This is a genomic window from Janthinobacterium sp. GW458P (genome assembly GCF_002127585.1).
Classification (GTDB): Bacteria; Pseudomonadota; Gammaproteobacteria; order Burkholderiales; family Burkholderiaceae_D; genus Janthinobacterium.
The window spans coordinates 1-13,326 of sequence record NZ_NEGZ01000014.1; the positions used below are offsets into that span (position 1 = coordinate 1).

Here is a 13,326-nt window from a genome sequence, read left to right on the forward strand (position 1 = left end):
GCCATCACGGGCCATCACGGCGCCCGCAGCGGCCGTGGCGGAGGCGCCGGCGCCGCCCGGCCCGCCGCCACCGGCGCTTGAGCAGGCGCGGCACTACAAGACCAACGTGCCCGCTTCGGCCCAGTTCGAGCTGCAGGTGGACCGCCAGGATGCCGATGGCACCAAATGGAAGGGCGTGGCCGCCATGGCGTGGCAAAACAAGGGCGACACGTATCAGCTGACGCTGGAAGTGGGCTTGAGCATGCTGATCACGCGCATCAACCTGCTGGTGCTGACCAGCGAAGGCGTGATCGACGGCACGGGTATCGTGCCCGTCACGGCCACGGAAAAACGCAAGGGCCGCGCGCAAACGGCCACGCATTTCAACCGCGACGCCAAGGCCATCACGTTTTCGGCCACGACGGCCACGGCGCCGTGGCAGGAGGGGGCGCAGGACAAGGCCAGCGTGCCGTTCCAGCTGGCCGCCATCGGCCGCGCCGACGTCAACCAGCTGGCCGGAAATATCGATATTCTCGTCGGCGAGGAAAAGGAGGCGACCGTGTTCCGCTTCCAGCTGGTGGGCGAGGAAGAACTCGATACCAGGATGGGCCGGCTGGTGACCTGGCATCTGCGCCGCCCGCCCAAGCCGGGCACGTATTCGTCGCAGCTCGATATCTGGCTGGCGCCGTCCATGCAATGGTATCCGGTACAAATACGCAATACCGAGGCGAGCGGGGCCTTGACCACGCAAACCGTGACCAATATTCGCGTCAATGACGCTACAGGAAAATAAATGACCACTTTGACTGCTTTGAAACGCATTTTGCTCGCCAGCCTGCTGGCCGCCGCCCTGACGCCCGCCATGGCCGACGCCCCCCTGGAGCATCCCGCCATCAAGCGCCCGTACAAGCTGGTGCCATCGGCTGACCTCGTCTATTCGATCAAGGCCAGACAGCGCGGCATCGGGCTGTCCGGCGAATCGGTCAGCAACTGGCGCGTGGGCGACGGCAAGTATTCGCTGCTGGCCGAAACCAAGGCGGCCCTGTTCGGCAAGATCCTCGAGCAGCGCAGCGAAGGCACGGTCGACGATTACGGCCTGGCGCCGGCGCAATTCGTGGAAAAGCGCTTCCGCAAGGATGCCGTGACGACCACCTTCAAGCGCGACAGCAAGACCATCGTCTTTGGCGAAGGCGATGACAGCTATCCGCTGAAAGGCGGCGAACAGGACCGCAACAGCGCCGTCTGGCAACTGGCCAGCGTGGCGCGCGCCGCGCCCGAGAAATTCGTCCCCGGCTCGGAATGGGCGTTTTTTGTCGCCGGCGCGCATGATGCCGAGCCGTGGACCTTCAAGGTCGTCAAGGAAGAGCCAGTCGCCACGGGCATGGGCGACGTGGCCGCCATCCACCTGGTCAAGGCGCCGCCGCCGGACAAGAAGGGCCAGCAAGTGGACCTGTGGCTGGCGCCGTCGCTGGAATGGTATCCCGTCAAGGTGACATTCGCCGATGCGGATGGCGGCGATTACGTCGAGCAAACCTTGCAGAAGATCGTCAAGAAGTAAGTACTGACGTTTGCCGGGAACGTTTTTCTTACCCCAAAGCAAGTACTGGGGTCAGTCCTGAGGGATTGGAATGCCTTCCATTGGAAGGCATTCCCCCAGGCCGGCCTGACCCCGGATTGCCGCCTCCTGCGATCAGTCGAATTGCATGTCAGAACTGATATACTGACGCCCCCGCCCCGCAGCGCCGCGTTAGCCCGCTGCGCCGCCCGCTGAACACTCATCCGGAAAAGAATGATTGATATAATGGCAAGTGCAGCCGTGGCTACGGATGCACATCAGACAGAGCAAGAACACCAGGATTCCTTGCAGGCGCATTTCCAGCCGAATATCTCGGCCGACGAGATCGAGCAGGTTTTCCACTTGAAGCGGGCGCAGCCCTTGCTGCAAGTGTTTACGGCCCTGTTCCACGGCGGTTTCGATGGCGTGCTGGTGCGTCTGCTGGTGTTGCGCGAGCTGGCGTCCGATGCGGCCACGTCCGCCTATACGCGCGCCGACATCAATACCAAGCTCGCGTATTTATTGCCGGAAAGCCTGGAAACGGTCTTGCTGCGCCTGCGCTCGAACCAGTTGCTGGCCTGGGATGCGCAGCAGGGCGTGTACCGCGTCACGCCCATGGCGCGCAATGTGCTGTCGGCCATCGACAGCCTGCTGGGCCTGGGCCAGACGGAAGACGAGGCGGAAATGGGCTTTCTGCTGTCGCAGGTGGCCGGTGCGCAAGCCGTGGGCGGTGTGTCTGTCGAGCAACTCCAGCATCTGCTGGGGCGCCTGGTCGACTTGACGGAAGAATTTTCCGACGCGATTGCCTCCGGTTCCGAATTCCGGCTGCGCACGGCGCAGGCGAAGTGGAACATGGCCTGCGACTGGGTCGAGAAGGGCTCCGAGATTCTCGTGGCGATTACTTCCGATGAAAACGCGGACAGCGCCACGCACAAGGCGGCGCAGGCCATCGGCCGGGCGCAAAGTAAATTGTTGAACATGCAAGGCATGTTTTCGCGCGCCCTGAACCAGATCGAGCGCCAGCGCGTGCACCTGGGCCAGTCCGGCCTGTCGACCACCGACATCAAGCGCTGGCTCCTGCTGCACGACGACCTGGCCAGCCTGGCCGACGGCGCCATCGACCAGCCCGTCGTGCCGCTGTTCTCCACGCCGGCCGAGATGATCGACGTGGCCGAAACGGAACTGCTGTCCGAGCGGGCGGCAGGCGTTACCAACACGGGCCTGCCCAGCGGCGAGGACGCGCCCACCACCATCAGCGACGGCCCCGCCATGCAACTTGAACTCGATGACTTGCTCGAACGCCTGTCGAACTTCGCCAGCCTGGGCAATTTCCCCAGCATAGGCGAGGAAGGGCCGAAAAGCGTGCCCGTGCAGGATTCCCTGCTGCCGGCCAGCTTTGCCGTGGCCTCGTACCGCGCCTCGATGCTGCCGCTGCTCGGCGACGTGTCCGAAGCGAGCCTGCAGGGCGCGACGGCCGAACTGGCCCGCTTGCCGATTACCTTTACACCGACCGACGAGATGGTCCAACTGACCGACCCCCACGTGGCGGCCATGTCGATCGCCTCGCTTTCACTGAATGTTTCACTTGATTTAGATAGCGGCACAGCCGATGAATGACGATTCCCAAATCCTGATTGCGCGCCTGCTCACGCATCAAACCCTGCGCCGCGACGACAAGCTCGTCAAGCGCGTGCTGTCCGACGAGCTGTTCCGCGCCGAGATCGATGCGCGCCTGCTGGCCTGCGGCCTGAAACTGCTCGACAACGTGTATGCCGACCATGTGACTTTGGCCCTGACGCGCACCATCGAGCCGAAGATCTTCGGCGCGCGCGATGTGTGGCAAAACAACAACTTCGGCCTGGCGCGCGATGGCGTGGCCTTGCTGGTGGTGCTGTGGGCGCAGATCATCCTGCCCAAGCGCGAACGCCAGGAAACGCACCAGCACGCCGATGATGATCAAAATGATATGTTTGGCACGGAAAAACCGCTGCCGCGCGCCGAAGACGCGTCGATCGGCATTTCCTACAAGGCGCTGCTGTCGGACTTCGGCGACAAGCTGGGCAAGAAGACGCGCATGGACATGAACCTGGGCACCCTGGCCAAGCTGGGCTTCATCGAGCGGCGCGGCGATGTCATCCTGGAAGGCCCGCTGCTGGATCTGATGATGGACACCGACGTGCTGAAAGAGCGCATCATCAACGGCGCCCTGGCCGACGTCTTCAAGCGCGCGCCGGCGCGCCTGGTGGCCGTCGACCTGGACGCTGACTTGTCTGCCGACCTGTCCGCCGACATCGGCGACCTGCCTGACGCGGGCGACGAGCCTGCGTCCGACCTCCCTCACTGAAAGCGCCCATGTTTCATATCAAATCACTTGAACTGGTGCACTGGGATTACTGGCAGCGCATCAAGAATATTCCGCTCGACGCGAAGATCATCACCATCGCGGGGCAGAACGGCTCGGGCAAGACCACCTTGCTCGATGCCTTGCGCACCCTGTTCGGCCTCGACTGCTCGATGGGGCGCACGTATAAACACTATGCGCGCCACTCGGGCCAGCAGACGGCCTGGCTGCGCGCCGTGGTCGACAACAAGAACGTGGGCAAGCAGCTGTCGAACCGCCCGTTCCGCAGTTCCGGCTTCTTCAGCGACGATGAAGTGACGCTGTTTTGCCAGATCCAGAAGAACGGCGGCGACTGGAAGCGCCAGTATCTGATGCGTCCGGGCAATGTGCAGATCGAGGACATCACGGACGCCAACGACTGGCTCGGCGTGGAAAACTACCGCAAGCGCCTGGCCAATGCGGGCCTGTCGCCGGCCATGTCGAAAGTGCTGGCGCTGGAGCAGGGCGAAACGGACAAACTGTGCGAATACGCGCCGCGCCAGCTGCTCGACCTGGTGTTCCAGGTGTTCGGCGACAAGGAAGTGCTGGACGCCTACGACGAAGCCAAGCGCCACCAGCGCGATACGGAAGTGGAGCTGAAACGCTTCGAAACGGAACTGGAAGCGTCGAAAACCAACCTGGAAGGCTTGCGCCTGCGCGTGGCCAATTACCACCAGTGGGAAGGTTTACATAAGGAACGCCGCAACCTGCTGGAAGAAGTATTGCCCAGCCTGCAGTACCACGAGGCGCGCGAAAAGGCAGCCATTGCCAGCCGACAATTGCGCGATGCGCGTAAACCAATGGCGCAGGCCGACCAGCAGCTGACGGATAAACGCAATGCGCTGGCCGCGCAAGCGAAGGCCCTGTCCGACGCGCAGATGAACGAAACCCTGCTGGAGCAGGAATCGATCGGTCTGCAGAGCCGTTTGTCCTTGATCAATGCAAAACTGAAACCGCTGGACAGCCTGCTGGAACAGAAGGACCGTTTGCACAAGCTGGCGGCCGACTCGGGCAGCGACATCGCCGAAGTGGCGGCCCAGCTGGAACAGAAAGAAGCGGAACTGCTGCGCCAGCGCCAGCAGCGCGACGCCCTGTCGGCCCGTATCGCGGCTGAGCAGGCGACGATTGCCGCGCTGCAAGGCAAGACGGCCATGCCGGAGCCGGACAATGTACGCGGCATGCGCCGTGCGCTGCGCGACGCGGGGATTTCGCACGCGATGCTGTCGGACATCGTCGAAGTGACGGACAGCCGCTGGCAGGGCGCCGTCGAAGGCGTGCTGGGCGGTTACGCCTCGGTCGTCCTGCTGGACAAGGCCAAGGATGCGGCCGCTGCCTATCGCCTGGCCGAGAAGGAACGCTACCGCCACTTCATCGTGCCCGACCTGGTCACGGCGCCGGTGGCGAAGGACGAGAGTTTGCTGGCCGTGGTGAAATTTTCCGCGCCCGTGCCCAGCTGGCTGATCGAGCAGCTGTCGCGCATCGCCCGCGTCGATTCCGTCGAAGCGGGCTTTAAATTGGGCAACCACGAGGAGTGGATCACGCCCGAGGCGTATCACCGCGAACGCCGCGGCGGGCGCTCGCTGTTCGTGGAAGCGTCGCGCTACCGCTTCGGCCAGGCTGGCCGCAGCGGCCGCCTGGAAGCGCTGCTGCGCTCGCTGCCGGGCCTGGAAGGCCAGGAAGACACACTGACCCTGGCCATTTCCAAGCTGGCGGCGGAAGTGGGCGCCCTGAAAGCGCGCATCGCCGGCGTCGACGCGGCCAAGGAACTCAGTGCGCGCCAGGAGGAATTCGCCGAAGCGCTGCGCAATTCCAAGCCCTTGAAGGAAGAACGCCTGGAAGTGGGCGGCCGCCTGGGCGAGCTGCAGAATCTGACCAAGAGCGCCACCGTGGCGCGCACGCGTGCCGATACCGTGTGGCAAAACGCGCGCCTGGCCCTGTCCGAGGCGGAAGCGGGGGCGCGTCTGGGCTACAAGAAGCAGATCGAACAGCGCGCCGAGCATGCGCGCGCCTTGCTGGCCCTGCGCCATGCGTGGCGCCATTTGCCGAAAAGCTGGCGCCGTCCCGCACGCCGCGCGGCCCTCGTGGCCGAGCACCAGAATGCGCACCAGGTCGACTTGCGCGTGGCCAGCCTGCAAAACAGCCTGGCGCGCGACGACTGGGAACTCGACGCCACCGTCATCGACCAGCACCACCGCCTGTCGGACCAGCTGCACGGCCGCCAGTCGGAAACGGACGAGCGCCGCTACCAGAACAACCGCGCCATCGAAGCGACGGGCAATGCCCGCGGCGCCTACATGGAGCGCCTGCGCTACACCATCAAGACTTACAGCAAGAACATCAAGGAGCTGGGCGAACTGGCCGGCATCGAAGTCCATGCCGACCCCGTGCGCCTGGAAAACGACGACGTGCAGCTGTCGCAGGCGGGCCTGCACGTGCGCTTCAAGTTCGACGGCAAGGGCGTGATCGGCATGAACGATGGCGAAGCGTCGGGCGGCCAGCAGGTGATGAAATCGCTGGTGCTCCTGATCGGCCTGCTGAAATCGGAAGACGGTTCCGGCGGCTTCGTCTTCATCGACGAACCGTTTGCCCATTTGGATATCCGCAATATTCAATTGGTGGGCGAATTCCTGAAAAACACGGAAGCGCAATACCTGATGACGACGCCGTTGACGCACAACACGGATGTCTACGATCCATCGGAACTCACTTTGATCACGAGCAAGAAAAAGAAGGATACGCAATGGGCGCAACCGATTTTCGTACTGCAGCGCAGGGTCGATCCCGCACCGGGCAAGGCCGCATGATGGCCGTGCGCAAGCTCGCCACAGCCTGCGCCGTGGCGCTGGCCATGGCGGCCGGTCCTGCGCTCGCCAACGACGGCATCGGCTCCGTCAGCGCAGGCGGCATCCTGTTCGGCAAGACGGATGCCGTGGCCATGAAAAAGGAAGTGCTCAGCGTGAGCACGGACTTGATCAAGGTCGAGTACGAATTCCTCAATGAATCGGCGAAGGACGTGGAAGAGACGATTTTCTTCCCGCTGCCCGAATACGCGGCCGGCTACCACGGCTCGCCCACGTATTACGGCCAGCCGCAGCAGTTTACCGTCGACGTGGACGGCAAGCGCAAGGACTATACCACCACGTTTGTCGCCAAGCTCGCCAGCGCCGACGTGACGGCCCGGCTGCGCCAGCTGGGTTTGTCGGACGCGCAGATCGCGTATTTCCCGTCGCACACGCCGTTCGACAAGAAGGTGGCGCCGTTGACGGCCGCGCAGAGCAAGACCATGATCAAGGAGGGCTTGCTGGCCCAGCTCTACGACGAGGAATGGGTGCCGGCCTGGACCGTCAAGGTCATCTACCTGTGGCAGCAGAAGTTCCCGGCTGGCAAGGTCGTGCGCGTGCGCCATCAATATGCGCCCTTCGTCGCGGCCGGCCCCGGCGCTTCCTACCTGGGCGATGGCAACGAGTTTGAAAAGAAGTACTGCGGCGACAAGGCCTTCTACAAGACGTGGAACCGCCTGGCGGCCCAGCAGGGCGAAAGCGGCTTCGTCAACGCTGTCTGGGTGTCATACATTTTGACGACGGGCAACACCTGGAAGAATGGCATCGAGGATTTCACTTTGAACTTGATCAAGGGCAAACCGGACGAGCTGATCAGTCTGTGCTTCCCCGGCACGTTCACCAAGATCAACCCCACCACCTTGCAAGTCAAGCTGCGCAACTTCCGCCCGAAGCAGGACTTGAACGTGTACTTCGGCAATGTCGAAGGCACGGTGAGCAACGACGGCGTGGCGCCGCAGATCCGGCCGTGAGCGCGTGAGCGCATGAGTGAGCAGCAGGCACTGGCGGCGCGCCTGCGCGCCATCGCCCGCGCCACGCCGTGGTGCATGCAGGCGCTGCAAGCCGTAGCGCAGCTGGGCTTGCCTGATTGCTGCATCGGCGCCGGCGCCGTGCGCAACCTCGTGTGGGATGCCTTGCACGGCTATGCGCAACCATCGGCATTGAGCGACGTCGACGTGGCGTATTTCGATGCGCACGATTTGCTTGCGGAAAGCGAGGTGCAGCTGCGCCAGCGCCTGGAAACGGCGCTGCCCGGCGTGCCGTGGGAAGTGTGCAACCAGGCCAGGGTGCACCTGTGGTTTGAAGAAGAGTTCGGCTATGCCGTGCCGCCGTTGCTGTCGCTCGATGACGCCATCGCTTCCTGGCCCGAGTTTGCCACCGCCGTCGGCATCCATCTGCAGCCTGACGGCGAGATCGGCATCGTCGCGCCGCATGGCCTCGATGACCTGTTCAATATGGTGGTGCGGCGCAACCCGGCGCGCATCAGCCCGGACGGCTATGCGCAGCGGCTGGCCAGCAAGGACTACGCGGCGCGCTGGCCGCGCGTCACCATCATCGCCTGGCATTGCGTGCCACGCGATGGCACATATTTAAAAAGCAATTAATTGCACTGTGGATACACATTGTTTATAATTGCCAATTATTTAATGCTGCGCTCTGTCATGCCATTGTTCCATTTTCTGAAGCGTGTACTCGCCTGGTGCGGCGTCGTCTTGTTGCTGTATTGCCTCGCGGCCGTTTTCATGACGGCGCCTATGGTCCTGGCCGGCCTGTTGATGGCGGCCGCGCAACTGGGCATCAGTTTCGCCATGGTAGGCCGCGGTAACCGCTGGGCATGGCTGCTGCTGATGCCCTTCGTATGGGGGGTGCTGTTTGCCCTGCCTTTCTACCTTGGACGCGACATCCACACCTTTGTACCGACTTTGCTTGCATTTATTTACATGCCTGTCGCGCTGGGCCTGTTTTATACGGCGGCGCACCAGTTCCGCCTGTACCGGGCCGCCTGAGGACGATTCCTCTTTATTTGATCCCTACAACATGATGTTATCGATTTCCACGCCGCTGCGCCGCATCGGCCGCCTGCTTTGCCTTTCCTCCGCCTTCGTGGCGCCCGCTGCCTGGGCTGACAGCTATACCGATTTCCAGCAAGCCAGCGGCCAGCTGGAAGCGCTGATGGACAAGGCGACGCCGCAAAGCGGCTTGCCGCGCCTGGGCGACCCCGAGGTGGCGCAGCTGTTTGCGCAGATCGCCGACGGCCCGCGCCTGTTCCAGGCGCCCGTCGCGGCGCTGCAGGACATGAACCAGAGCGCGGCCGTGTGCGAGCAGGCCATGCGGCTGGGCAAAGCGTACTATACGTTTGCCCTCTCAATGCCTTTGTCGCTGCCCGCCGCTGAGCTGCTGAAGGCGAGCAAGGAGCAGATGACGCGGAACCTGGCCAATTATGGCGATGAAATGAGCACCTTGTTTGCCTTTGGCATGCATTGCCATGGCCATGTGATCGGGCTGATGGAGCAGGAATTCAGTAGCCAGCCGCTGCAGGCGGTGAGCAGTGCGGAGCGCCTGCGCGCGCGCGCCTTCAGCAAGGGTTCGACCTCCCTGTATGCTGGCGTGGTGCAGTTCGTGCAAGCGCCGTTCTGGAGCGTGGCGCAAAAGAAGCGGATGCTGGAAGCGGCGGCGCAGCACGCCACGGCGAATGCCAATCTGATGGCGCCGCCCCTGCGCGAACGTATGCTGGCCAGCCTGGCCGACGCGGACAAGGACCTTGATCCCGCCCTGGCGCCGGGGCTGGCGACGATACGCGCGGCGCTGGCCGTGACGACGTGTACCGGCCTGTGCCAGTACTATTGATTTACTCGGCGGCTTGCAGGGGCTTGCTGCGCTGGCGCCAGCGCAGCAGTCCCCAGGCGTACACGGCGTAGTAGCCGATGACGAGGCCGTAGGCGGCCATGGTCAGCGGGCTCTGGCCGAACGGCGGCGGCGGCACGGGCACGTCCAGGCGCGTGTTCATATAGATTTGCATGCCGCGGTACAGCAGGCGGGCGATGAACAGCATCGTGATGGTTAATCCAAGGTAGCGGTGCTGGGTAAAGAAGAAATCCTTGCCCACCTGCTCGAAGCGCGTCAGCTTCAGGCCCAGCACGCCCAGCCAGCCGCCGGCCAGCGCGGCCCCGCCCAGGCTCGACAGGGGCAGCAGCTCGAATTTCGTCGTCGTCGCCAGGAACAGCAGCAGCGCGGGAAAGCCGACGGCGACCAGCCAGTGCCGCCACAGCTGCGATTTCTGGCGCGCCACCAGTTTTTTCAGGCGCGAATAGATGCGCCAGACCAGCAGCGGGACCAGGAACAGCAGGGCGAGGGTAGTGGTTTCCATGTAGGCTTCGGGTACGGGTAAAACAGCGATTGTAAGCCAGATGGCGATGCGGGCGAAAATTGTCATATGGCAAAAGTTGCTTATTGACATTTACATGGCATGAAAGCACTATGTTCTGTCACACCTTGCCGCCATGAGCGGCGCGGTGCCATCGGTCATCGTTTTCATCCACCTCACTGGAGTGCCATGTCTGTTCGCTTCCCCTTGTTGCCCATCACCGTAGGCTTGCTGGCCTCGTCTCCCCTGGCCATGGCGCAGGATGCCGGTTATCAAATGCCGCCCGCACCGCTGCAAGCCATCGTCGATGCGCCGCGCGCGCCGACCCTGAGCCTGAGCCCGAAACGCAACCTGGCCGCCGTGCTGCCCACGCCGTCCCTGCCCGGCATCAGCGAGGTGGCGCAGCCGGAACTGAAGCTGGCCGGCCTGCGCATCAATCCCCGCACGTATTCGGCCAGCCGCTTCAGTTTCCATACGGGACTGGGCTTGCTCGACATCGATACGCAGAAGGAAGTCAAGGTCAGCGGCTTGCCGGCGGCGCCCCGCATCGCCGACCTGGCCTGGTCGCCCGACCAGCGCTACCTGGCGTTCACCCACGTCGCCTTTGCCGATCCCGCCAGGGGCGTGAAGGCGTCGGGCGTGGAACTGTGGCTGCTCGACGTGCAGACGAAAGCGGCGCGCAAGCTGGCCAGCACGCCTTTGTCGACCGTGTATGGGCGCGGCTTTTCGTGGATGCCCGACAGCAAGACCCTGCTGGTGCAGCTGAAGCCGGCCAGGCTGGGCGCGGCGCCCGTGCCGAGCGGCATTCCGACAGGCCCGTCCATCCAGGACAGCGTGCCCGGCGGCGGCGTCAAGCAGTTGCGCACCTATCCCGACCTGCTGAAAAACGCGCAGGACGCGCAGCTGTTCGAACATTACACGACCGTGCAGCTGGCCTTGCTGGACGTGGCGGGCAAGCAGCGTCTGGTCGGCCAGCCGGGCCAGTTCTCGCGCGTGTCGGCTTCGCCTGATGGCAAGCACCTGCTGACGACCAGCATCATGCGTCCGTATTCGTATATCGTGCCGGCGCACGACTTCGGCCACAGGATCGATGTGCGCGACCTGAATGGCAAGGTGGAGCACGCGGTGGCGGCGCTGCCGCTGGAAGAAGGCTTGCCTCCAGGCAATGATGCCGTGTCCGCCGGCGTGCGCTCCGTCAGCTGGCGCGTCGATGCGCCCGCCACCCTGGTGTGGGCCGAAGCGCAGGACGGCGGCGACCCGGCCAGGGCGGCCGAGATCCGCGACATCGTCTACACGCAGGCGGCGCCGTTTACCAGCAAACCGGCCGTGCTGGCCAGGCTCGGATCGCGCTACGCGGGCGTGGCCTGGGGCCGCGGCGACCTGGCCCTGCTCAGCGAAGCGTGGTACAAGACGCGCGCCGTCAAGCAGTGGCGCATCCAGCCGGACCAGCCGTCCGCCGTGGCGGGCACGCCTGGCGACCTCGTGTATGCCGGCTCGTTCGAAGACCGCTACAACGATCCGGGCACGCCCGTCATGCGCGCGGACGCTGCCGGCTTGCCGCGGTTGCTGATCGCCGCTGACGGTTCCATCCTGCTCGACGGCCAGGGCGCATCGAAGGATGGCGACCGGCCCTTCATCGACCGCCTGAACCTGGCGACGAAACAGAAGCAGCGCCTGTTCCAGAGCGCCGCGCCCTACTATGAAAACGTGGTGGCCGTGCTGGACGAGGACGGCAGCCGCCTGCTGTCCACGCGCGAGTCGCCGACCGAGCAGCCCAATTACTATGTGCGCAATCTCAAGCAGGGCGCCGCGCAATTGACGGCCCTCACGCACTTCCCCCATCCGCTGCCGCAGCTGAAGGACGTGCAGAAAGAGCTGATCCGCTACAAGCGCGCCGACGGCGTCGACCTGACGGCCACATTGATGCTGCCGCCAAACTATGACGTGAAACGCGACGGCCCGCTGCCGATCCTGATGTGGGCGTATCCGCAGGAATTCAAGACAGCCAGCGCCGCCAGCCAGACCAAGGGCTCGCCGTATAAATTCAACGCCGTCAGCTACTGGGGCCCGGCCGCCTTCCTGTCCATGGGCTACGCCGTGCTCGACAATCCATCGTTCCCCATCGTCGGCAACGGCGAGCAGGAGCCGAACGACACCTACCTGCCGCAGCTGGTGGCCGATGCCGAGGCGGCCGTCGACGAAGTGGTGCGCCGTGGCGTGGCCGACCGCAACCGCATCGCCATCGGCGGCCACTCGTATGGCGCCTTCATGACGGGCAATCTGCTGGCGCACACGCGGCTGTTCCGCGCCGGCATCGCCCGCAGCGGCGCCTACAACCGCACCCTGACGCCGTTCGGCTTCCAGGCGGAAGAGCGCCCGTTCTGGCAGGCGCCGGCCGTCTACCAGGCCATGTCGCCGTTCAATTCCGCGGACAAGATCAAGGATGCCCTGCTGATAATCCATGGCGAACAGGACAACAACTCGGGCACCTTCCCCATCCAGAGCGAGCGCATGTTCCAGGCCGTCAAGGGCCTGGGCGGCACGGCGCGGCTGGTGATGCTGCCGAACGAAAGCCATGGCTACCGCGCGCGCGAATCGATCATGCAGATGCTGTATGAAAGCAACAACTGGCTGGAAAAATATGTGAAGAACGCGGCGCCGCCAGCCGCCGACGTCCAGCCGGCAGGCAAATAAGGGCAGCGGCGCGCATCTCGTGGTATGGTCTTCCTTTGTCTGCAGGGAGGCCAGCCATGACCGTTATCCATGTCCACCGCGCGCCCGACCCGGCGCCTGTCGATGAACCCATGCCGGCGCCGGAGCCGCAGGAAGCGCCCGGCCACCACCCGGGCCCCGTGCACCCGGTGCCGCAGGAAGATCCCGTGCCGCACCCGCATCCCAATCTCGTCAAGAAAGGCTGTTTTAGATGACAATTGTCAAGGAAGTCTACACACGCAAAGTCAGCGGTGAAACGTTCGACTATGAGCTCGACTATACACAGGGCGCCGATGTCGCCTGGATTGCGCGCGTGTACCACGACGGCGTGCTGAAAGGCTCGCCGCACGGCGCGCTGACGGCCAACGTGCTGTCCGGCCCCGCGCTGGAACAATATCTGCGCGCTTACGTCGAAGGCATGATCGAGCGGGGCCTCGACGTGGCCGAGTAAGTTTGCCTTTGCGGCAGAGCAAGGAAAAGGGCGCCGCGGCGCCCT

The 13,326-nt window shown here is 64.1% G+C and carries 13 protein-coding genes; 12 read left to right on the forward strand and 1 reads right to left on the reverse strand.

What is annotated here, in order from left to right:
* The 9 genes from CBW50_RS10680 to CBW50_RS10720 all read left to right on the forward strand — a co-directional run.
* Positions 1-772 (forward strand): DUF3108 domain-containing protein (locus CBW50_RS10680; protein ID WP_139842469.1); only part of this gene is annotated, 772 nt, incomplete at its 5' end.
* Positions 773-1,537, forward strand: a complete 765-nt coding sequence (locus tag CBW50_RS10685; protein ID WP_086145523.1) for a DUF3108 domain-containing protein — start codon at positions 773-775, stop codon at positions 1,535-1,537. It abuts the gene before it with no gap.
* Positions 1,538-1,780: 243 nt separating this feature from the next.
* Positions 1,781-3,151, forward strand: coding sequence for a hypothetical protein (locus tag CBW50_RS10690; protein ID WP_086145524.1), 1,371 nt, complete (start codon positions 1,781-1,783; stop codon positions 3,149-3,151).
* Complete coding sequence (locus tag CBW50_RS10695; RefSeq protein ID WP_070221592.1) at positions 3,144-3,878, forward strand: hypothetical protein; 735 nt, start codon at positions 3,144-3,146, stop codon at positions 3,876-3,878. Before CBW50_RS10690 ends, CBW50_RS10695 begins: the two co-directional genes overlap by 8 nt.
* Before the next feature lie 8 nt (positions 3,879-3,886).
* A complete protein-coding gene (locus tag CBW50_RS10700) occupies positions 3,887-6,718 on the forward strand; it encodes an ATP-binding protein (RefSeq protein ID WP_086145525.1) in 2,832 nt (943 codons plus the stop codon).
* A complete protein-coding gene (locus tag CBW50_RS10705) occupies positions 6,715-7,725 on the forward strand; it encodes a DUF4424 family protein (RefSeq protein WP_172404732.1) in 1,011 nt (336 codons plus the stop codon). Before CBW50_RS10700 ends, CBW50_RS10705 begins: the two co-directional genes overlap by 4 nt.
* A gap of 12 nt (positions 7,726-7,737) precedes the next feature.
* The gene (locus CBW50_RS10710) at positions 7,738-8,358 is read left to right on the forward strand and encodes a nucleotidyltransferase family protein (protein WP_226936307.1); all 621 of its coding nucleotides are present in this window, start codon (positions 7,738-7,740) and stop codon (positions 8,356-8,358) included.
* Positions 8,359-8,496: 138 nt separating this feature from the next.
* The gene (locus tag CBW50_RS10715; RefSeq protein WP_139842470.1) at positions 8,497-8,760 is read left to right on the forward strand and encodes a hypothetical protein; all 264 of its coding nucleotides are present in this window, start codon (positions 8,497-8,499) and stop codon (positions 8,758-8,760) included.
* A 31-nt stretch (positions 8,761-8,791) separates the two neighbouring features.
* Entirely contained in the window at positions 8,792-9,601 is an 810-nt protein-coding gene (locus tag CBW50_RS10720; protein WP_086145528.1) for a hypothetical protein, read from the forward strand.
* Position 9,602: 1 nt separating this feature from the next.
* Here CBW50_RS10720 and CBW50_RS10725 read toward each other — a convergent pair whose 3' ends face one another.
* Positions 9,603-10,121, reverse strand: coding sequence for a hypothetical protein (locus tag CBW50_RS10725; protein ID WP_086145609.1), 519 nt, complete (start codon positions 10,119-10,121; stop codon positions 9,603-9,605).
* Positions 10,122-10,307: 186 nt separating this feature from the next.
* Here CBW50_RS10725 and CBW50_RS10730 point away from each other — a divergent pair, with 186 nt between their 5' ends.
* From CBW50_RS10730 to CBW50_RS10735, 3 genes are read left to right on the forward strand one after another with little or no spacing between them, the layout of a single operon-like run.
* The gene (locus CBW50_RS10730) at positions 10,308-12,812 is read left to right on the forward strand and encodes a prolyl oligopeptidase family serine peptidase (protein WP_226936309.1); all 2,505 of its coding nucleotides are present in this window, start codon (positions 10,308-10,310) and stop codon (positions 12,810-12,812) included.
* A 56-nt stretch (positions 12,813-12,868) separates the two neighbouring features.
* Positions 12,869-13,045 carry a hypothetical protein gene (locus CBW50_RS29335; protein ID WP_172404733.1) on the forward strand — a complete coding sequence of 59 codons (177 nt, stop codon included), beginning with the start codon at positions 12,869-12,871 and terminating at the stop codon, positions 13,043-13,045.
* A complete protein-coding gene (locus CBW50_RS10735; protein ID WP_086145529.1) occupies positions 13,042-13,281 on the forward strand; it encodes a hypothetical protein in 240 nt (79 codons plus the stop codon). Before CBW50_RS29335 ends, CBW50_RS10735 begins: the two co-directional genes overlap by 4 nt.
* The last annotated feature ends 45 nt before the right edge of the window (positions 13,282-13,326 follow it).